A 16,944-nucleotide genomic window follows, 5' to 3' on the forward strand; every position below is an offset into this window, starting at 1 on the left:
GTCGCGAAGTCAATGACATCACGAACAGGGTTTCAGTTATTGCAGTTACGGGCCATTCGCGTTGTATAGGCGGCCAAGGAGATTTTCATTGCTAGCCAAGTCGTCCATTTCGCCGGATTGTCGGATCGTGATCGCAAGGGAGTTTCGCCTTTGCCGAAGCTCGCTGCGGGCGACAGACTGGAACTTCACGTGCGTCACGAAGGCCGCGAAGGACAGACACTAACAATTCCGCCAACCGCCGCCGCGGCGGTTGAGACGCTTCTGGCGCATTTGCTTCGTGGCGAACGCGTCGCTGTGCTGGCCGAAGACCAGGAATTAAGCCCGACCGAGGCATCGGCTGTTCTCGGTATCTCGCGTCCACTTGTTGTTTTACGCATGGACCGGGGCGATCTGCCGTTTCGCTATGTCGGAAAACACCGCCGCGCCTTGCTCAAGGATGTGCTCGCGCTAAAATCCAGGTTGGATGTTCGGCAGGCTGCGATAGATTTGCTTGCCGAAGATACCGATGATCTCGTTCAGACCCATGGCCTCTAAACCGCCCGTCGCGGTTTATGATGCCTGCGTCCTCTATCCATTCCACCTTCGCAACGTCCTCGTTCAGTGTGCTTTCGACGGCCTCGTCGAAGCGCGCTGGAACGATGATATCCATGACGAGTGGATCCGAAATCTTGCCGCCAACACGCCGTCCTTGTCTATCGAGCGCCTGATAGCTACGCGGGACAGGATGAAGGCCGTGCTGCCGGAAGCGAACGTGACGACCTACCGTCCTTTGGTAAATGACCTTAAGTTACCCGACCCCGGCGACCGGCATGTTCTTGCTGCCGCCATCGCCGGGAGAGCTCCCGTTATCGTCACCTGGAACCTCAAGGATTTTCCACCACAAGATCTTCAGCCTTACGGCGTGACCAGCCAGTCACCGGATGACTTCTTGTCCGATCTTCACAAGCGCATCGCGCAAAAACCTTCATGCGACTGTCATGTTTTTGCAGCCGAATTTCGCTGTCGTCGTCATGTCGTACGTTTCTCGCCCCAGTTTACATGATTCGCGGGAGAACATGCTTTTGTCGAACCGTTGCGAAGATGCGACACGTCCTAAAGCAGATGGCCAAGACCGAATGCCAGAAGCGAGGCGCCTGACACCAGCGTCACGACATCCATCATTGTCCTGAAATGATGATCGCCAAGGCGCGCCAAGAGGGGGCGAATTAGAAACGTCCCTGCCATCAGCGCACCACCGATGACGACGCCCCGCAGCATGTTTGTCACCGTCATGGCGCCGAATTCCCGGAAGCTGATGATCTTGGCGGCCTGGACGAGAAGCGACGCGGCCGCTTCCGTTGCGATGAAGGCGCCGCGCACAAGGCCGAAGGCCAGGAATGCCGGGACGCTCAGCGGACCCGTCGAAAGGAATATCCCCGTCAGGAAGCCGACCACGGCGCCGGTCAATGCCAGATGGCCGATCTCGGCCGTTGAAAATCTGGCCGTGGCCATGCGGCGGATCGGCACCAGCGCCATGATGAACAGGCCGAGCATCGCTTCCGGCCATCCCGCCGGAAGGTGGATGAGCGTATAGGCGCCGAGCGCTGCGGCCGGCATGCCCGGCAGTGCGTAGGCGAGCACCGCTTTCCAGGCGATCGACCGCCACCAAGCCAGTGCCCGCGACAGATTGGCGAGAAAACCCGCCACCGCCATGATCGGGATCGCTTCGACCGCGCCGAACATTGGCACAAGAACCGGCAGAAGCAGAAGGCTGGCTCCGGTGCCAACCAGTCCGCTCATCGCACCTTCGGCTAGAGCGACGCTCAGAAGGACGAGCCCTTGATCCAAACGAATATCCTTTTCCGGTCCGCTTCAGCTTGGAAAAGCGTCGTTCAATTTGGTGGTCGCCTCGTAGGTCAGCAGCGAAACGGGGCGATTGCCACCGGGAAGAAGAGCTTTGCCGCAGTCGCCGGAATGCCGGGTGTCATGAAAACGGCAGAGATCATCCACTTGGAGCTGCAGCGAAACATGGCGCTGCTGGGTGTCGCGAGTATTGACGCGATATCGGTCGATCATCTGCGCCGGAAAAACTGATAACATCCGCAATTCGTAACGCAAATGGGAAAAGTCTGTTTCGGCGCCTCTTACTGGTAAACGCCGTCGATGATTTCGCAGCCCTTGGCCGACAGTTCCTTGTCGATCCAGTCCGTGTTGAGCGTGCCGGCCTTGATCGAAGCCATCTTCTCTTCTTCGGCTGCGTGTTTTTTGCGCGCCTTGGCAGCGATATCGGCAGCATCGGCCGGACGCACCACAACGATCCCATCATCATCTCCGACGATGATGTCACCGGGATGGACGACAACGCTGCCGATGGAAACGGGCACGTTGATTTCACCCGGACCATCCTTGTAGGGACCTGCCGGCGTAACGCCCGCTGCAAAGATCGGGAGATCCATTTCGCGCAGCGTCGCCAGATCGCGGATCGCACCATCGATGATCACGCCGCCGAGCTTCTTGCGCACCGCAGTCTGCATCATCAGCTCGCCGGTAATGGCATTGGTGAGATCGCCATGCGCATCGAACACGATGACATCGCCCGGCTGCGCCATGTCCAGCGCCTTGTGCAAAAGCAGGTTGTCGCCGGCGCGGCTTTTTACCGTGAATGCAGGTCCGAGCACATTTCCCTTTGAAATTTTCGAAATGCGGGCATCAAGCTGCGAGGAGCGATTGAGGCAATCGCCGATATTGGCCGCCGGCACACCACGAAAACCTTCGATCAGCGACGGTTCCGGACGGTTGATTTGGGTGAAGATACGAAATCCGACATTGGACATCTTTTGATCCTTTCTGGAGCGCTTAACGGGCGAGAACGGCGAAAATGTCGTGGTAATCGGCCGGTGGCTGCGCATTGAAATGTTCACGGAAACCCTGGCTTACGCACCATGCGAGCTTGTTCTTGGTGGCAACCGACATGGTGGCATCGACATCGAGGCTGTTGAGTGTGGCGATGACCTCGTCCATTTCGTGCTCGCGCCGCTCGGCATGGATGACGCCACGGGCAATCAGATCATTGACCTGCTTCAGGAAATCGCCACCGGTGATGGTGTCGCGGATCGAAACGAGCACGTCGTCTTCGAGGCCGAACTTGCGTCCTGCGACCACCGCCTCCAGAAGCAGCATCACATAGCCCTTCATGAAAATGCTGCGGAACATTTTTGAAGCCGATGCCTTGCCGGCCGGACCTTCGAGCGCGGTCACCTTGGCCCCAAAACCGTTGAGATACTCAGCGATTTCCTGGGCGCCTTTGCCGGCGGCCAGCATCGGCACTTTGTGGCGGTTGCCGGGCACGGTGCCCATGACGGCCACATCAACAAAAGTGGCATGATGAGCGATGATCTTTTCGACCTCGACCTTGGTATCCGGCCCGGCCGAATTGAGATCGACATAGATCTGGTCCGGGCGCAGCGAAGATGCCACCTGCTGAGCGACCGGCACGGCCATGTTGGCACTGATCGAGCAGACGACGATATCGACTTTGCCGATCAGGTCTTCGGCGGAGTTTTCCAGCGTCACGCCTGCGCGTTCGGCACGTTCGCGCACCACTGCGCCATAAGGCTCACGCTGCCAGCCGGCATCGAATGCGCGGATACCGCTCAAACCCTCGTCGCGCAGACCTTCGGAGATATTGAATGAGGCTTCGCCGAAGCCGAGAAAGCCAATGGTTTTCATACTATGTTTTGTCCTTTTGTGATTTGAACGCCCCCGATCAGATCGGGAGCACGCCGGTCAAAATGGCGACGACAAGGAAGATGAAGAACATCGGGATGGAGTATTTGAAGAATTCCTTCTGGTACTCGGCGAAAGACATCTCCGTGCGGTCCATCAGTAGGAACAGCCATGCGACGGTCGGAGAGCCGTAGCGGATCGCCTGCCCCATGAAGGAGGCCATGCCGATCTCGTGTGGTGTCAGGCCGTATTTCGCTCCGATCGGTGCGATCACCGGCAGGATCCCGAAATAATAGGCGTCGATAGGCAGCGCGTAGCAGGCGATCGCACCGACAAAGGCGAAGATCAGACCGATATGGCCGCCCAGCGATTCCGGGATGAGGTAGGTGAGCGTCTCGGCGATGGCATTCGACATGCCGCTACCGTTGAGCACGCCGAGGAAGAAGCCCGCCGCGATGATGATCGAGGTGACGGCGATTGCATCACCACCATTTGCCGTGATGCGTTCGCGTTGTTCGGCAGCGGAATAGTTGGCCGCCAGCGCAATGGCCGTGGCGATCGTGAAGGCAAGCGCACCGCTGACCCAGCCCATCAGTACGGCAACCAGGGTTGCGACGGTCAGCGCCAGATTGAAGAGGAAAAGGCGCGGACGCTTCAGTTCCTTGTCATTGTCGAGAATGACATTGACCATCTCTTCGATCTGGGCCGGATCGAGCTGCTCGGACGACTTCGGATCGTAACCGAGACGTTTGCGCTCCTTCTTCCCCATGAAATAGGCAAGCACGAAAATATAGATCAGCGACACCGCCAGAATGGGCAGGATCTGGATGAAGAGTTCGTTGACCTCGACCTTCAGAACGGCCGCGGCGCGCACCAGCGGCCCCCCCCATGGCAGGCAGTTGCCAAGCCCGGTCGGCAGGATGATCAGCATCGCCAGATTGGAGAGCTTCATGTTCATGCGGCGATAGAGCGGCACGAAGGCGCTGGTGATGATGAGAATGGTCGTGGTGCCGTCGCCGTCCAGCGTGACGACCGAGGTGACGAAAACCGTAACCATCAGCACCTTGAGCGGATCGCCCTTGGCGCGTCGAATGAGGAAGGTGCAGAGCGGATCGAAAAGCCCGACATTCATCATGATCGAGAAATACATGATCGCGAACAGGATCATGATCGTCGGGTTGATCGTGCCGAGGCTGACCTTGCCTGCCTGGTTGACGGTATAGAACAGGCCATCACGGAACCAGCCAAAGATCGGCTCTATCGACCCGACGTTCCAAAGCGCTGCGGCACCGCCGAACACGATGGAAACGGCAACGAGGCCTGCGAATACAGAAATATGTTTCCTGATCACGAGAAGCAGGAATGTTGCTATCATCAGATAGCCAAAACTGGCGATCAAAGTTTCCTCCCAGCGACTCTCCGTCGCCATCTTCCAGACTATGGATCAGCTGCGGTTCCTCCCGGTGATCCATAACTCCCGATTTTGAATCATTTTCCGGCAGGTGTTCTTCCTCCGGCGAAAGGAATATTGACGTTGCGTTTTGCTAAGTCTATTTGCAAATATTCAACATCTCATAACCGTGAGTTATCGATGGACATCCGCGACATCCGCTATTTCCTCAAGGTTTCGGAACACGGTCATCTGGGTAAGGCGGCGGAAGAACTGCATATTTCGCAGCCCGCCTTGTCGAAATGCATCCAGCGGCTGGAAGCGATTTACGATGTGCATCTATTCGAGCGCGCCGGACGCGGCATTGCCCTGACGGAGGCCGGGCACCTGTTGCGCGAACGGTATCAGTTGCTTGAACAGGATTTGCTCGACATACGTCGTGAGGTGTCGTCTTACAGCAGCGGGATTGCCGGCACCGTGCGCATAGGCTGCTCTGGCTCGATCGCTTCGTTTTTCCTGCCGTCGGTCTGTCGCGCAATGCAGGAACGGGCGCCGGACCTCAAGGTTCTGATCCGTGTCGGCATGGACGACGCATTGGAAGATGCTCTGCGGGCAGGCGCGATCGACGTCATCATCGTGCCGGACCGCAAGGAAATCTCCGACGGGCTGATCGTATCGGCGCCGCTTCTGTCGGACACGGTGGTTGTTGTTGCCCGCGAAGGGCATCCTCTGGCCGGACGAACATCGACACTTTCCGAACTGCTACAGTTCGGCTGGGTTTTGCCGACACCGACAGTTTCTATCCGCCAATGGCTCGAAAAGGTATTTGCCGATAAGGGTCTGCCAGCCCCTCAGCCAACGGTGACCGCTGCACCGCTGGTACCCGCCCCCTATATCCTTGCGGAAACAGACTTGCTGAGCTTCATGTCACGGCGAAACCTGACAGCCCGGCGCCCGCTCGTGGAACTGGTGAACGAGCAGACCACGATGCATCGACAGTTCGTCATCAGCCATCGCGCACGCAGCTTTGTATCGCCTGCGGTCCGATATTTCGTGACGTTGCTGCAGCAGGAAGCACGCGATCTATAGGATATTAAAGTATGTGCTTGCAGTGGGTTTAGGTGGTTTAGCGACCTATTCATCCCGGGTCTTGAATGGGTTCGAACCGGTGACCCATTATTGTGATGCATGGGCTTCAGGAAAATCGCCGATTCTCATATTCAGCGGCTTGATCGTCCTAAAGGGATCTGATCGGAGCACCGTCGAGCCACGCCAGTATGTTCTCGACAGTCTCTCGATAGAAAATCCGGAACGATCGCTCGGTGACAAAACCGATATGGGGTGTCGCAATCACATTGGGAAGCGATATCAGGCGGTGCCCACGTTGAACAGGTTCGTGGTCGAACACATCGATGGTGGCACCCGCAATCTTGTTGTCGGTGAGAGCTGCAACGAGTGCATCCTCATCGACGAGCGGGCCACGCGACGTGTTCACGAGCCAAGCCGTCCGCTTCATCAGAGCGAGTTCGTCACGACCGACCACACCTCGCGAGCGATCGGAGAGGACGAGATGGAGGGTGACCCAATCTGACCTCCGAAGCAGCTCCTCCTTGTTTACACGGGTGACACCTGCGGCTCGGGCCGTTTCTTCCGTCAGGTTCTGGCTCCATGCAATGACGTTCATGCCGAACGCCGTCCCGACGCGCGCAATCTGCGATCCGATCCGGCCAAGACCAATAATGCCAAGCGTGCTGCCATTGAGGTCACGACCGACTGTCGTCTGCCATCCTCCGGACTGAAGAGACTCCACCTCGGCAGGGATCTGCCTTGCGGCAGCCAGGATTAGCGCCCAGCTCAGCTCAGGCGCGCCGCTGCCATTGGCTCCGGTGCTCGACACCGTGATATTGAAATCGCGAGCGGCCTCAAGATCGATCGACGCATTCCGGGCGCCTGTGGATGCTATAAAGCGAAGGCTGGGCAAGCGCTCAAGCACTGATCGCGGCAGTGGGGTTCGCTCGCGCATCACGCAGATTGCGTCGAACGGCTCCAGCCGGGCGACAAGTGCCTCCGCATCCGCCACGTGATCATTAAAGACAATGACATCCGCTCGTGCCTGGACGGCAGACCAGTCCGCAGTCTGCATGGCAACGTTCTGGTAATCGTCCAAAATCGCGATCTTTGTCATTCAGTCCTCTCGGCTTTTCCGATCAGTTTACTCGGCGATCTTGACGATCAACTTGCCGAAATTCCCCCCGGACAGCATGCCGATGAAGGCTTCTGGCGCATTCTCGAGACCGTCGACAATGTCCTCCCGGTACCTGATTTTGCCTGAAGCCACCTGTGGGCCGACTTCATTCAAAAACTCGTCAAAATGATCAGCTGCGAACTCGGTCTGAATGAAGCCACGAACAAGGAGGCTCCGTCTAAGGATCGTCGACATGGTCGCCGGCAGCTGGTCGGTATCGGCGGAACCTGACCCATTGTAGTGAGCGACGAGACCGCAGACCGGAACGCGGGCAAACTGGTTGAGAAGCGGCAAGACGCCATTCCAGACGTGCCCGCCAACGTTTTCGAAATAAACGTCGATACCGTCGGGACAAGCAGCCTGCAGATCCGAAGCGAAGCTGTCCGAGCGGTGATCGACCACAGCATCGAAGCCAAGTTCGTCCTTCACGAAAGCGCATTTCTCAGGACCGCCGGCGATGCCGATGGCTCGGGCTCCCGCAAGTCTTGCAAGCTGACCGACCATCGATCCGACGGGTCCGGAAGCGGCTGCAACTGCAACCATCTCTCCCTGCCTGGGCTTTCCGATGAATTTCAATCCGCTCCAGGCCGTGAAGCCAGGCATGCCAAGCGAACCGAGCGACGTCGTAATCGGCGCACCATGGGTCTCGACGCGCCGAAGCTGATCGCCGTTGATCACGGCACCGCTGCTCCACCCGGTACGACCACGGACTAAATCGCCAGGCGCAAAGTCATTGTGTCGCGATTTGACCACTTCGGAAATCGCCTCCCCTTCCATCACGCCACCGACGGGAACCGGCGCTGCATACGACTTGGCATCGCTCATGCGGCCGCGCATGTAGGGATCGAGGGAGAGATAAAGTGATCTGACAGTGACGTCGCCTTCGTTAGCCTCTGGAAGATCGAACTCCTCCAGACGAAAGTTATCCTGTCCTGGCTGACCGGTCGGCCTGCTTGCTAGGACGATGTGGCGAGCTGACGTCATGAGCTACTCCTTGATGTTTCATGCGAATGTCTGATCTAGGGAAAATCGAGTGATTTCCAAGGCGAACAGACAGATACTGACTGAGAGATGATGCGGATTGCGAACAGCAGAGCACTGCGACTGCGACGTTCGGTTTGATTAGAAAAGCCCGAGATCCGACATCAGACGCGATCGGATTGCGTCAGCGGCTATGCCCACTCGTGGCCTGGGCCGCGCAATTTCCACGGAGGTGACGGACTTGATTTCTCCAGGACGTGGGGACATCACGATGACGCGGTCGCAGAGATGGATCGCCTCGTCGATGTCGTGTGTGATCAGGACGATCGACATCTTCCGGCTTTGCCAGATCCGGATGACCTCATCCTGCAACTGCATCTTCGTCAGAGCGTCCAGGGCAGCAAAGGGTTCATCAAGCAGAAGTAGTGATGGTCGTGAGGTCAAAGCGCGGGCCAGAGCCGCACGTTGGGCCATGCCACCAGAGATCTGGTGGGGAAACTTCGTCTCGAACCCAGCCAGTCCAACCAAGGCAAGATTGCTCGCGACGAGTTCCTGCTTTTCACCTGAGGGCATTCGGGTTTCATGGATGGAGATCGCAACGTTTTGTTCGACCGTCAGCCAAGGGAAAAGGCGCGGTTCCTGAAATACCACCCCTCGTTCGAGTCCCGGGCCAATAACCTCCCGGCCATCCAGCGTGATGCGTCCGTCGAAACCACGATCCAGTCCAGCGATCAGCTTGAGCAATGTGGACTTGCCGCACCCGCTCCTGCCAACGATGCCAAGGATTTCCCCCTCACCCACATTGAACGAGATATCCCGCAGAACTTCCGTAGTGTCTCCTTTGGCCTCATAGGACTTGGAGACGCCCTCCACGGTCAGACCTCCGTCCTTCAGATCAATAGGAGGAATTATTGCACGGTTAGTGATCTGATCCATCGCAAGCGCTCCTTAAACCGTCGCCACCCACCGCCAGCGGGTCACATATCGTTCGATGCCTCCGATCACCCCGTATTCGAGTAGTGCCATGACCCCTGCGAAACCGATCGTCCATGCAAGGACACCGGCCACATTCATGGCGCTGTATTCGGTATTCAAGCGGTAGCCGACACCACTCGACAGACCGAAAATCTCGACGAGTACGATAACCTTCCAGCCCATGACAGGCCGATGCGAATTCCGTTCAAAAGGAATGGCGTGAGCGTGGGAAGGAAAAGGAACCGTAGCCGGGACCAGATGGAAAGGCGGTAGACCGCGGTTATCTCCTGGAGATCGGCATTCACTGTCTTTATGCCCTGCGCGATGCTCAATGTCAGGGGCGGAGAAAGGCTCAGCGCCACTGCGAGAGTGGATGTCGTCAGCGAAATGCCAAACCAGATGACGCAGAAAAGCGCCCATACCAGGCCGGGCACGGTAAGCCCGATCAGGATCGCTGGCTCGAAGAACTGTCGGGCGTATCGATTGCGCCCCATGCAGATGCCAAGGATAAGCGACACGACAAACGCAACCAGAAATCCGAGCGCCACCCTTCCAAGCGTGATCGCCATGTGGCTGAAAAAAATGCCGCTGGCGAAGATGGCGACCAGTTCCGTCGCCACCTCTGCCACATCCGGGACCAATGGATTGGCCAGGCGCCGCGCCATCACTTCCCAGCCCAGCGTCAGCAGAGCAAGGAAAGTGATGGGCAGCCCCAACGCCCCAAGGACGGAATGGCTAGAGAACCCGAGTGTAGCTGTAGTTCGGCCGGCTCTCGACGATCTTGAGATCGATCGCGACTTCGAGCTGTCGATTGAAGTCATTGATAACAGCCTCATTCCATTCCGTTGCATAGACCCTCGGAAGACGCTCTTCGAGAAGCGTGAGAAGCTCCACGGATGAGTTCTTCAGACCCATCCCAGCCTGTATTGCAGGATCTCGGATGAGCGACGGTTCTGAAACAAACCGCTTGTTTACCCCGAGCGTCATCTGCGCAACGCGCCGAGCTGGCTCTTGGTTTTCGTCGACCCACCTGGCGGTCGCGGATACACCGACAAGCGAAAGCGTGGCGCTGTCGCCGGTCGCATCTCGCCACTGATCCGCTACCCGCGCGATCTCGCGATGCCCCTGCGCAATCAACTGCGTCGAGACAGGCTCGATCGAAATCACGGCATCCACGTCACCTCTGTTGGTCGACAGCCGCGAGCGCATTGGGACGATGCGCGATAACTACAACAATCGATCCTTTCTGCCGCATGGTCGTGATGGCATTGGTCAGGGCATTCTCTCCCTCGGCATCGAGGCTCGCATTCGGCTCATCGAGAACAACGAGGAAAGGATTTCCGAATAATGCCCGGGCCAATCCGACGCGCTGGCGCTGTCCGGCGGAGAGGATCGACAAGTCTTTCATCGACGACATGCATCGAAGCGACAGCCGCGCGCTTGTGGTTGCGATGATTGACATGGCGCGCGCAAAGGGGCTGAAAATCACGGCGGAAGGCGTTGAAACGACCGAACAGCGTGAAGCGCTGGAAAGTCTGGGCTGCGACGATATACAAGGGTTCCTCATGTCTCGGCCTCTGCCAAGAGAGGCGGCTATTGCCTATGTATTCGCCGTAACGTCTGGCGCCCAGATGGCACTTAAATCAACTTGCTTCTAATCGAATTGATTGTTCCGCCCTCTGTGATCTTGTCATCGGGTAGAGCCCTGCCGGCTCAGGACATCTGCTCGTAGAACGCGTCAGGGTTGCGAGTTCGGTACCATGCTTCGTCGGCGAAGCACGGGCCGTCATGTGATTGGCATCAAACAGGAAGAACAAGCCATCAAAGTTGAACTTCGTCTTTGAACTTTCGCTGCGGGCATCTCACGCAAATACGTCGAACGGAACCCATCGCCTGGCTGCTCGCCATCGGCCTCCCGTACGGGTATGGCACGAGCGTTTTTGTGCGCATTTGACGAATTCCCGGTTGAGGGTAACTCGCGTCGTGATGCCCCGAGGTCCTGTATCCCCGGTTCCAGCGAGGAGACTTTAGAACTGGGCAACAGTAGTGTCCGTAGCACTCCTGATCGAATTCTTTGCCGACTCCGATATCGGCCCGGAGCACACCTTCCTACCACCCGAAAAAGGCTGGTACGTGTTGTCCTCTATCCGATATGAGGTGTATCGCTCCATGCACCACCGCTTGTTGACGTCTGGCTCACTCGCACCGCCGTCGGCGACCTGCTGAACGGGGACGGAGGCCGCTTCGATCGGAGCGGCACAGGCGCGCCGCGGCCCGCCCCCATATGGCTGGTACGTGTTGTCGGCAGCATTATATGAGCGGTACCGAGCACCACACCACTCCTGCGCCTTGGCGGATAGCGTTTCGGACAGGAAAGCAACCTGGGCCCCGGTCACATCGGGTTTGTTCGTGGGGCTTAGCGGCACATTCACGCGCTGCTCGGACTTCGCTTCGGCCACGAGCGTATTCTCGGGCAACACAGCGGGAAGCCTCTCGTAAGCCTGCAAGCTGGAATCCACCCGCCGTACCTCGGGCGACCACAGTGGCTCGCCATAAATATCAGCAAATCGATGCGGCGCAAAAGGTACCGCCAAGTAGGATGACACCCGCATCCCAGCCGCTGCAATCGGCAGGAGACAAGAAGCTAGAAAGAGACCTGTTAGTAGTTCGCGCATAGGACATCAACCTTATGAATTCGCTATCCAAAATGTCGATAGAGACGGGTTTGTTCCTAGGTCAAAAGTCCGATATCGGCTGGCCCTGCATCGGTGCTTCATCATGTTTCTGGCATGGTCGCTCAAGGTCTCAGCAGCCCAACTTCTTTCGCCGCACTCAGAAAAGCTTGGGCCGCGACCACAGAGCTGACGTTGCCCTTAAGCGCACCCAGGCAAGCTTTTTTTGCGACCTTGAAATTCTTTCCGGCGGGTCGGGGCCAGCAGGTCATCAAGACTTCCAAAGCTTCACGGCTATTGCCAACGCGTTTAAAGTGGTCGCCACAATCGAGGCTGATCTCATAAGTGGCTTCCCATAGGTCGTTCTGCATAACGTTGCTCCTGGTCCCAACCTCCCTTCCCTCGAACGTAAAACGCTCACGGCTCGTTCCAGACTAAGACTTCAGTCCCACCGTCACGCTGCTATGCCACAGGAGCGATCTACGAGGTTCCGGTTGGAAGGCGAAGGATAGGTTTCAACAAGTTCGGTCGCTTTGTTGAAAAATCTAGCTTTTCTCTCATTTTGCCTAAAAGCCCGCGTTGGAATTGCTTCGATTCATCCCGGGACATTTGCCACCCCGTGCAGCTCGTTGGTTGAGCTTTGGGGCCAAAGGTCCAGCGGGAATGGACTTTGAGCGTCGCCGCAACATATTTCCAAGGGCATCGGCACTGCCTCCCAATCGAGGATTGGGACAGGCGTGGTGGATTCAACAGGGAGGATATCCATGAAACGCATCGTAATCATCAGCCTTATGGCGGCATCTCTCGCCGCCTGCACGGCAACCGAACAAGGGGCGGGGGTTGGAGCGGCAACCGGTGCTGTCATCGGCGGCGTCGCCACCGGCAACGTCCGCGGCGCAGCCGTCGGCGCCGCAATTGGCGGTGTCTCGGGCGCTTTGATCGGCAGGGTCGCAGAGCAGCCTGGCCGCTGCTACTACCGCGACCAATACGGACGCCGATATGTCGACCGCTGCTAACTAGTACGCAATCTAGGGCATTTGAGGCGGATGTTTCACATGCCTGTATCCCCGACAAGATACAAACCTCGCCGTCGAGCAATCACCAAGGGTGTGGATCACTGATTGCAGAGGACCTATATAAACATCCCACGAACCTCTGCAAACTTGCGATGCGAGTGCAGACTGAGATCGGGTTCGTTGACGACCTCGCGGTGACTTCTCCCATCCGTCATATTTTCCGGGGAGAACAGGTGGCTATAGCGCCGAATATAGTCCGTCACTCGTCTCCCTTATTCCGGGCTCAAATCTCGCTTTTGCGCTAGCATCGAGCCGATCGCTCTCGCTTAATCAAATACCAAGATCCCCAGGGTCAGGGCTATCACAGGCCGGCGACCTTAAAAGGATAGCGGATCCGCGTTTCCGGAATCCTCCAAAGGACCCTAGCTGGCCCACCACCTGATAAAAAGCTTCCGGTTGGTATTCGTCGCGTTGCAGAACTTCCTGGGCGTCCGGAGGACTCGTGGTGCCGGAATCTAACATTGGCAAAATTCATTGATTCGATGCTTGAGAGTACGGCTCCGTCGAACTCCCAATTACACCATTTTCAGGAGCATGATCTCGTTCGGACATTGGTTAGTACAGCTGGGCCCAAGGTCTCACCTTCAGTCCGACTGACGGCCCGCAGTAGGAACAACAGTCTCTATCTACTGTTTCCCATATAGCTTCGAGAACGCGATGTGCGTCAGAAGCTGGAGGAAAACCAAGGAGATGAGCATGAATATCGCAGTACGTGCGGCGTTGGCCGCAGCACTTCTCACAGGCACAGCCCTGTCGGCTTATGCCCAGACCAGCAGCACGGTCGGTACCGGGGGCACTGCAGCGGGTGGCGGAACATCCAGCAGCTCCGTTGGCACCGGCGGTAGCTCTGCCGGCGGCGGCACCTCCAGCAGCTCCGTGGGCACCGGCGGTTCGGCCGCAGGCTCCGGCAGCGGTTCGGGCTCCGCTTCGACGCTTGGTACCGGTGGCACGTCTGCCGGTGACGGGCAGTCGAGCAGTTCTGTCGGAACCGGTGGTTCGGCTGCGGGATCAGGTAGTGGTTCTGGTTCGGCGTCCACGCTCGGAACCGGTGGCACCTCGGCTGGCGGCGGCCAGTCCTCAAGCTCGGTCGGTACAGGCGGGAGTTCGGCCGGGGCAGCTGGCGACGATCATGGCAAAAGCAAAAAAGGATGCCCTCCTGGCCAAGCTAAAAAGGACGGCAGTTCCTGCTAATCATCAATGGGCGGAAGCCATAGGGCTTCCGTCCTCTCTCAGGAGGACCGGGTATGACCTCGGCATCATTCTCACATAAGAGCGCCTTCGCCCTGCCGCTGATTTTCGCGATAATCATCGCCGGTGCGGCTTTGGCCAACGAAACCATCAAGCTCAACGACGGTACTACGTGTAGCGTCATTGAAAGCGGCAGCTCGGCGGGAAATGGGTCATCGACGTCAGTTACCGCTGGTGGCGGTGGTGTGTCGTCTTCGACGACGATCGGCGGCACGACGAAAACAGTACAGTCACGCAATGGCTCGACATCCTCAAGCGCGGGTTCGTCGATTACGACCGGCACGGCTGGTACGCAGTCTTTTTCGACAGCGAGCGTCACCCGTCCGGACGGAACCATCATCACTCGCCGCTCCGACGGGACCTGCGACGTCACGAAACCTACGAAATAGAGGAGAAATCATTATGCCTAAAATGATCACGATGGGAGGTATTGCCCTTCTCGCCTCGGTGTTCTCCACGCCGGTACTCGCACAAGATTGTAGTGCCGCGGGCACTGTGGGTTCTGCTGGCAGCGCCGCCGCAGGCGGAACCTCCGCCAGCACAGTTGGCACAGCGGGTGCCTGCCAGACAGACAGTGGTACGACAGCCTCGATCGGTTCAGGCTCGAGTGCTGCCGCCGCCGACGGCAAGTCGAAAAGCCAGACGAAGGTGAACGAAAACCCGAAACAGTTGCGCGCGCAATCCAGAGCGCAGGCGATGGATAAGGGCACCTTTAGCAAGTCGCAGACAAAGACTCGCGTGAAGGGTGATGAACTTCAGAGCAGGACACGCAGCATGTCCCATGTGCCAGGCGAAAAGCCGGTAAAGAGCACCACAGACAGTAACGTTGTGCTACCGCAACCGTGAGACGCCACTAGTCGGTCGTATGGGCGCAGACCGGTCACCCGCCAAGCACCAGACGCACTTAGCGGCTTCGTGGCCGCGGCTTTCCTACCGCGTCGGCCTTAAGTCCGATGCTGGAACGATCGTAAACATCAAGGGATTATAACCCAGCGGATCTCGCGACGAAGATCCGAGCTAGGAGGAAACCATGCATAGACTTATTCTGACCGCCGCCTTTGTCTCCGTTTCAGCTTTGTCAGCATTCTCGCAGACCGCGCCTGCAGCCAATAGCGAGGGGAACACACCTGCTGTCGCTACGCCCGACACCAAGAACCCGACAGCTCCTGTAGAAGGCGCCAACAGCTTTACAGAAGACCAAGCCAAGGAACGGATCGAAGAAGCCGGCTACACCGGCGTCAAGGATCTTAAAAAGGATGACAAGGGCATCTGGAATGCCGCTGGCATGAAAGACGGCAAGAGCGTTTCAATCGCACTCGACTACCAGGGCAATGTCGTCGCCAAGTAGCGAAGGGAGATTACCGATGAGAACTGTTACCGGACTTTTTGACGATTATGCCGATGCCAGCGCCGCGGTTGGCGAGCTCGAAACCGCGGGCGTGCGGTCCAACGATATCAGCATTGTTTCAAACAATGCGGATCGGCGGCATGGCGACTCCAACGCCGCAGAAGGAGCAGGAACCGGCGCCGGGATCGGCGCGGTCGTCGGTGGCACGGGTGGCCTGCTCACCGGTCTCGGCCTAATGGCAATCCCGGGTGTTGGCCCGGTTGTCGCAGCAGGTTGGCTTGCCGCAACGGCGGCCGGTGCTGCAGCCGGCGCAGTTGCTGGTGGGGCCGCCGGCGGTATTATCGGTGGGCTGACGAGCTCCGGCGTCCCGGAACGCGATGCGCATTTCTATGCAGAAGGCGTCCGTCGCGGTGGCACACTTGTAACTGCCAAGGTGGAGGACGCTCTGGCGCCGGAAGCTGAAGCTATCCTTAAACGCTCCAACTGGGTCGATCCAATGGAACGTCGCACTTCCTACGAACAGCAGGGATGGACAAGGTTCGACGAAACGCTTGACCCTTACGACGCCCAACAGGTTGAACAGGAAAGGCTTCGCTACCGCCGAGGCGGTATTTGAATTCAGCAGCGGGGCGCCTGAAGAGGCGCCCCTTTCGCCGCCCGACAGCTGATCTGATCTCGTATTACGTTGGTAGTGCGACATATTCGAAGACCAAATAGCTACGTAGGCGGTACGGGCACATCAGCTACTTTAGCTCAGACCTTGGTCGGTTATCGAACACCGATACCTTTGCTAGGATGCGGATGGTCTACAGGGGAGAAACGGAAGTGCAGCTGGGAAATGCAAAGCGAACTGCCCTTACCTGTCTCACCTATCAGCAAAGACAGTTGCTTTTTGCGGGGCTGAAAAGTGAGGTTAATCGCAGCTTCTGCATGCTCGATCCTCAAGCACAAAGACGCTGGGCTACCGCAGCCCAGAAGCTCACCGAAATCTTAGAATTCTTCGAGCATGCGCCTCAAGACGCCGAGGGCTGCTCAATGGTCAAAGCCGTGGAACTTGCCTGCGAGTTCACCATTCAAGCGATCCCACCGGAACATGAGATCGCGAACGCGACCATACACTGATCCTCAAGGTACTACTCTGTCGAAGCGGGGAGCAACGACATTGTTGGAGCGGGCGAAAAACTTTCGTTGTAAAAACTGGAAAAGAACCACGCCCAAGATCATCAACAAGCGAGCGGGAAGTAGTCTGAGATGGAATATCCGATGATTTCACGCAGATCGCTCATAGCGGGAATGGCGTTTTT

Annotated in this window: 24 protein-coding genes and 1 pseudogene; 12 read left to right on the plus strand and 13 right to left on the minus strand. The window is 57.7% G+C overall.

Annotated features, from left to right (window positions below; all coding sequences use genetic code 11):
- Positions 1 to 150 precede the first annotated feature (150 nt).
- Together MRBLMR1_RS09310 and MRBLMR1_RS09315 are read left to right on the plus strand one after the other, a co-directional pair.
- Complete coding sequence (locus MRBLMR1_RS09310) at positions 151 to 534, plus strand: helix-turn-helix domain-containing protein (RefSeq protein ID WP_500064182.1); 384 nt, start codon at positions 151 to 153, stop codon at positions 532 to 534.
- The gene (locus MRBLMR1_RS09315; RefSeq protein ID WP_500064183.1) at positions 506 to 1,042 is read left to right on the plus strand and encodes a PIN domain-containing protein; all 537 of its coding nucleotides are present in this window, start codon (positions 506 to 508) and stop codon (positions 1,040 to 1,042) included. The genes MRBLMR1_RS09310 and MRBLMR1_RS09315 overlap by 29 nt, the downstream gene beginning before the upstream one ends.
- Positions 1,043 to 1,092: 50 nt before the next feature.
- On the opposite strand, the gene MRBLMR1_RS09320 is transcribed toward MRBLMR1_RS09315, so the two are convergent.
- The gene (locus tag MRBLMR1_RS09320; protein WP_500064184.1) at positions 1,093 to 1,827 is read right to left on the minus strand and encodes a TSUP family transporter; all 735 of its coding nucleotides are present in this window, start codon (positions 1,825 to 1,827) and stop codon (positions 1,093 to 1,095) included.
- Between the two features lie 138 nt (positions 1,828 to 1,965).
- Here MRBLMR1_RS09320 and MRBLMR1_RS09325 point away from each other — a divergent pair, with 138 nt between their 5' ends.
- Positions 1,966 to 2,073: a hypothetical protein gene (locus MRBLMR1_RS09325; RefSeq protein WP_286195088.1), complete on the plus strand. Its 108-nt coding sequence runs from the start codon at positions 1,966 to 1,968 to the stop codon at positions 2,071 to 2,073.
- 50 nt (positions 2,074 to 2,123) lie between these two features.
- Here MRBLMR1_RS09325 and MRBLMR1_RS09330 read toward each other — a convergent pair whose 3' ends face one another.
- From MRBLMR1_RS09330 to MRBLMR1_RS09340, 3 genes are read right to left on the minus strand one after another with little or no spacing between them, the layout of a single operon-like run.
- Positions 2,124 to 2,813 (minus strand): RraA family protein, encoded by a 690-nt coding sequence (locus MRBLMR1_RS09330; RefSeq protein ID WP_206828877.1) that lies wholly within the window; start codon positions 2,811 to 2,813, stop codon positions 2,124 to 2,126.
- A gap of 22 nt (positions 2,814 to 2,835) precedes the next feature.
- On the minus strand, positions 2,836 to 3,708 hold the full coding sequence (locus MRBLMR1_RS09335) for an NAD(P)-dependent oxidoreductase (RefSeq protein WP_183687506.1): 873 nt from the start codon (positions 3,706 to 3,708) through the stop codon (positions 2,836 to 2,838).
- A gap of 37 nt (positions 3,709 to 3,745) precedes the next feature.
- Positions 3,746 to 5,104: a CitMHS family transporter gene (locus tag MRBLMR1_RS09340; protein WP_500064185.1), complete on the minus strand. Its 1,359-nt coding sequence runs from the start codon at positions 5,102 to 5,104 to the stop codon at positions 3,746 to 3,748.
- 192 nt (positions 5,105 to 5,296) lie between these two features.
- Between MRBLMR1_RS09340 and MRBLMR1_RS09345 the strand changes: the two genes are divergently transcribed.
- Entirely contained in the window at positions 5,297 to 6,184 is an 888-nt protein-coding gene (locus MRBLMR1_RS09345; RefSeq protein ID WP_183687510.1) for a LysR family transcriptional regulator, read from the plus strand.
- A gap of 148 nt (positions 6,185 to 6,332) precedes the next feature.
- Here the strand turns inward: MRBLMR1_RS09345 and MRBLMR1_RS09350 are convergent, their stop codons facing one another.
- The 7 genes and pseudogenes from MRBLMR1_RS09350 to MRBLMR1_RS09380 all read right to left on the minus strand — a co-directional run.
- The gene (locus MRBLMR1_RS09350) at positions 6,333 to 7,280 is read right to left on the minus strand and encodes a D-2-hydroxyacid dehydrogenase family protein (RefSeq protein ID WP_500064186.1); all 948 of its coding nucleotides are present in this window, start codon (positions 7,278 to 7,280) and stop codon (positions 6,333 to 6,335) included.
- A 27-nt stretch (positions 7,281 to 7,307) separates the two neighbouring features.
- Positions 7,308 to 8,324 carry an NADPH-dependent curcumin/dihydrocurcumin reductase gene (curA, locus tag MRBLMR1_RS09355; RefSeq protein ID WP_183687514.1) on the minus strand — a complete coding sequence of 339 codons (1,017 nt, stop codon included), beginning with the start codon at positions 8,322 to 8,324 and terminating at the stop codon, positions 7,308 to 7,310.
- 138 nt (positions 8,325 to 8,462) lie between these two features.
- Positions 8,463 to 9,257 (minus strand): ABC transporter ATP-binding protein, encoded by a 795-nt coding sequence (locus tag MRBLMR1_RS09360; protein WP_500064187.1) that lies wholly within the window; start codon positions 9,255 to 9,257, stop codon positions 8,463 to 8,465.
- Between the two features lie 12 nt (positions 9,258 to 9,269).
- Positions 9,270 to 9,416 (minus strand): hypothetical protein, encoded by a 147-nt coding sequence (locus tag MRBLMR1_RS09365; RefSeq protein ID WP_183687518.1) that lies wholly within the window; start codon positions 9,414 to 9,416, stop codon positions 9,270 to 9,272.
- Positions 9,413 to 9,961, minus strand: coding sequence for an ABC transporter permease subunit (locus MRBLMR1_RS09370; protein WP_183687520.1), 549 nt, complete (start codon positions 9,959 to 9,961; stop codon positions 9,413 to 9,415). The genes MRBLMR1_RS09365 and MRBLMR1_RS09370 overlap by 4 nt, the downstream gene beginning before the upstream one ends.
- A 70-nt stretch (positions 9,962 to 10,031) precedes the next feature.
- A complete protein-coding gene (locus tag MRBLMR1_RS09375) occupies positions 10,032 to 10,472 on the minus strand; it encodes a hypothetical protein (RefSeq protein ID WP_500064188.1) in 441 nt (146 codons plus the stop codon).
- Between the two features lie 13 nt (positions 10,473 to 10,485).
- Positions 10,486 to 10,686: pseudogene (locus MRBLMR1_RS09380) on the minus strand (ATP-binding cassette domain-containing protein); the annotation flags it as partial.
- Between the two features lie 25 nt (positions 10,687 to 10,711).
- Between MRBLMR1_RS09380 and MRBLMR1_RS09385 the strand changes: the two are divergent.
- Complete coding sequence (locus tag MRBLMR1_RS09385) at positions 10,712 to 10,954, plus strand: EAL domain-containing protein (RefSeq protein ID WP_500064189.1); 243 nt, start codon at positions 10,712 to 10,714, stop codon at positions 10,952 to 10,954.
- Positions 10,955 to 11,323: 369 nt separating this feature from the next.
- On the opposite strand, the gene MRBLMR1_RS09390 is transcribed toward MRBLMR1_RS09385, so the two are convergent.
- Both MRBLMR1_RS09390 and MRBLMR1_RS09395 read right to left on the minus strand, forming a co-directional pair.
- Positions 11,324 to 11,971, minus strand: coding sequence for a BA14K family protein (locus MRBLMR1_RS09390; protein WP_500064190.1), 648 nt, complete (start codon positions 11,969 to 11,971; stop codon positions 11,324 to 11,326).
- 122 nt (positions 11,972 to 12,093) lie between these two features.
- Positions 12,094 to 12,339 carry a DUF982 domain-containing protein gene (locus MRBLMR1_RS09395; RefSeq protein WP_183687529.1) on the minus strand — a complete coding sequence of 82 codons (246 nt, stop codon included), beginning with the start codon at positions 12,337 to 12,339 and terminating at the stop codon, positions 12,094 to 12,096.
- Positions 12,340 to 12,732: 393 nt separating this feature from the next.
- On the opposite strand from MRBLMR1_RS09395, the gene MRBLMR1_RS09400 reads away from it, so the two are divergent.
- The 7 genes from MRBLMR1_RS09400 (at position 12,733) to MRBLMR1_RS09430 (ending at position 16,762) form a co-directional block, all read left to right on the plus strand.
- Entirely contained in the window at positions 12,733 to 12,984 is a 252-nt protein-coding gene (locus tag MRBLMR1_RS09400; protein ID WP_148147079.1) for a YMGG-like glycine zipper-containing protein, read from the plus strand.
- A 756-nt stretch (positions 12,985 to 13,740) separates the two neighbouring features.
- Positions 13,741 to 14,235 (plus strand): hypothetical protein, encoded by a 495-nt coding sequence (locus MRBLMR1_RS09405; RefSeq protein ID WP_404946612.1) that lies wholly within the window; start codon positions 13,741 to 13,743, stop codon positions 14,233 to 14,235.
- Between the two features lie 53 nt (positions 14,236 to 14,288).
- Positions 14,289 to 14,681 (plus strand): hypothetical protein, encoded by a 393-nt coding sequence (locus MRBLMR1_RS09410; RefSeq protein ID WP_500064191.1) that lies wholly within the window; start codon positions 14,289 to 14,291, stop codon positions 14,679 to 14,681.
- A 13-nt stretch (positions 14,682 to 14,694) separates the two neighbouring features.
- Complete coding sequence (locus MRBLMR1_RS09415) at positions 14,695 to 15,138, plus strand: hypothetical protein (protein WP_183687535.1); 444 nt, start codon at positions 14,695 to 14,697, stop codon at positions 15,136 to 15,138.
- A 184-nt stretch (positions 15,139 to 15,322) separates the two neighbouring features.
- Positions 15,323 to 15,640: a periplasmic substrate-binding domain-containing protein gene (locus MRBLMR1_RS09420; RefSeq protein ID WP_148147075.1), complete on the plus strand. Its 318-nt coding sequence runs from the start codon at positions 15,323 to 15,325 to the stop codon at positions 15,638 to 15,640.
- 16 nt (positions 15,641 to 15,656) lie between these two features.
- On the plus strand, positions 15,657 to 16,256 hold the full coding sequence (locus MRBLMR1_RS09425; RefSeq protein ID WP_183687539.1) for a general stress protein: 600 nt from the start codon (positions 15,657 to 15,659) through the stop codon (positions 16,254 to 16,256).
- A gap of 209 nt (positions 16,257 to 16,465) precedes the next feature.
- Positions 16,466 to 16,762 carry a hypothetical protein gene (locus MRBLMR1_RS09430; RefSeq protein ID WP_500064192.1) on the plus strand — a complete coding sequence of 99 codons (297 nt, stop codon included), beginning with the start codon at positions 16,466 to 16,468 and terminating at the stop codon, positions 16,760 to 16,762.
- Positions 16,763 to 16,944: the final 182 nt, after the last annotated feature.

The organism is Neorhizobium sp. LMR1-1-1.1 (assembly GCF_040675795.1).
GTDB classification, from domain to species: Bacteria; Pseudomonadota; Alphaproteobacteria; order Rhizobiales; family Rhizobiaceae; genus Neorhizobium; species Neorhizobium cellulosilyticum.

Excerpts from the sequence above, each read along its gene's own strand:
- MRBLMR1_RS09315 (WP_500064183.1), top strand. The coding sequence starts at position 506 with ATGATCTCGTTCAGACCCATGGCCTCTAAACCGCCCGTCGCGGTTTAT.
- MRBLMR1_RS09325 (WP_286195088.1), top strand. The coding sequence starts at position 1,966 with ATGAAAACGGCAGAGATCATCCACTTGGAGCTGCAGCGAAACATGGCG.
- MRBLMR1_RS09330 (WP_206828877.1), bottom strand. The coding sequence starts at position 2,813 with ATGTCCAATGTCGGATTTCGTATCTTCACCCAAATCAACCGTCCGGAA.
- MRBLMR1_RS09335 (WP_183687506.1), bottom strand. The coding sequence starts at position 3,708 with ATGAAAACCATTGGCTTTCTCGGCTTCGGCGAAGCCTCATTCAATATC.
- MRBLMR1_RS09345 (WP_183687510.1), top strand. The coding sequence starts at position 5,297 with ATGGACATCCGCGACATCCGCTATTTCCTCAAGGTTTCGGAACACGGT.
- MRBLMR1_RS09350 (WP_500064186.1), bottom strand. The coding sequence starts at position 7,280 with ATGACAAAGATCGCGATTTTGGACGATTACCAGAACGTTGCCATGCAG.
- curA (WP_183687514.1), bottom strand. The coding sequence starts at position 8,324 with ATGACGTCAGCTCGCCACATCGTCCTAGCAAGCAGGCCGACCGGTCAG.
- MRBLMR1_RS09360 (WP_500064187.1), bottom strand. The coding sequence starts at position 9,257 with ATGGATCAGATCACTAACCGTGCAATAATTCCTCCTATTGATCTGAAG.
- MRBLMR1_RS09370 (WP_183687520.1), bottom strand. The coding sequence starts at position 9,961 with ATGGCGCGGCGCCTGGCCAATCCATTGGTCCCGGATGTGGCAGAGGTG.
- MRBLMR1_RS09385 (WP_500064189.1), top strand. The coding sequence starts at position 10,712 with ATGCATCGAAGCGACAGCCGCGCGCTTGTGGTTGCGATGATTGACATG.
- MRBLMR1_RS09390 (WP_500064190.1), bottom strand. The coding sequence starts at position 11,971 with ATGCGCGAACTACTAACAGGTCTCTTTCTAGCTTCTTGTCTCCTGCCG.
- MRBLMR1_RS09395 (WP_183687529.1), bottom strand. The coding sequence starts at position 12,339 with ATGCAGAACGACCTATGGGAAGCCACTTATGAGATCAGCCTCGATTGT.
- MRBLMR1_RS09400 (WP_148147079.1), top strand. The coding sequence starts at position 12,733 with ATGAAACGCATCGTAATCATCAGCCTTATGGCGGCATCTCTCGCCGCC.
- MRBLMR1_RS09405 (WP_404946612.1), top strand. The coding sequence starts at position 13,741 with ATGAATATCGCAGTACGTGCGGCGTTGGCCGCAGCACTTCTCACAGGC.
- MRBLMR1_RS09410 (WP_500064191.1), top strand. The coding sequence starts at position 14,289 with ATGACCTCGGCATCATTCTCACATAAGAGCGCCTTCGCCCTGCCGCTG.
- MRBLMR1_RS09415 (WP_183687535.1), top strand. The coding sequence starts at position 14,695 with ATGCCTAAAATGATCACGATGGGAGGTATTGCCCTTCTCGCCTCGGTG.
- MRBLMR1_RS09420 (WP_148147075.1), top strand. The coding sequence starts at position 15,323 with ATGCATAGACTTATTCTGACCGCCGCCTTTGTCTCCGTTTCAGCTTTG.
- MRBLMR1_RS09425 (WP_183687539.1), top strand. The coding sequence starts at position 15,657 with ATGAGAACTGTTACCGGACTTTTTGACGATTATGCCGATGCCAGCGCC.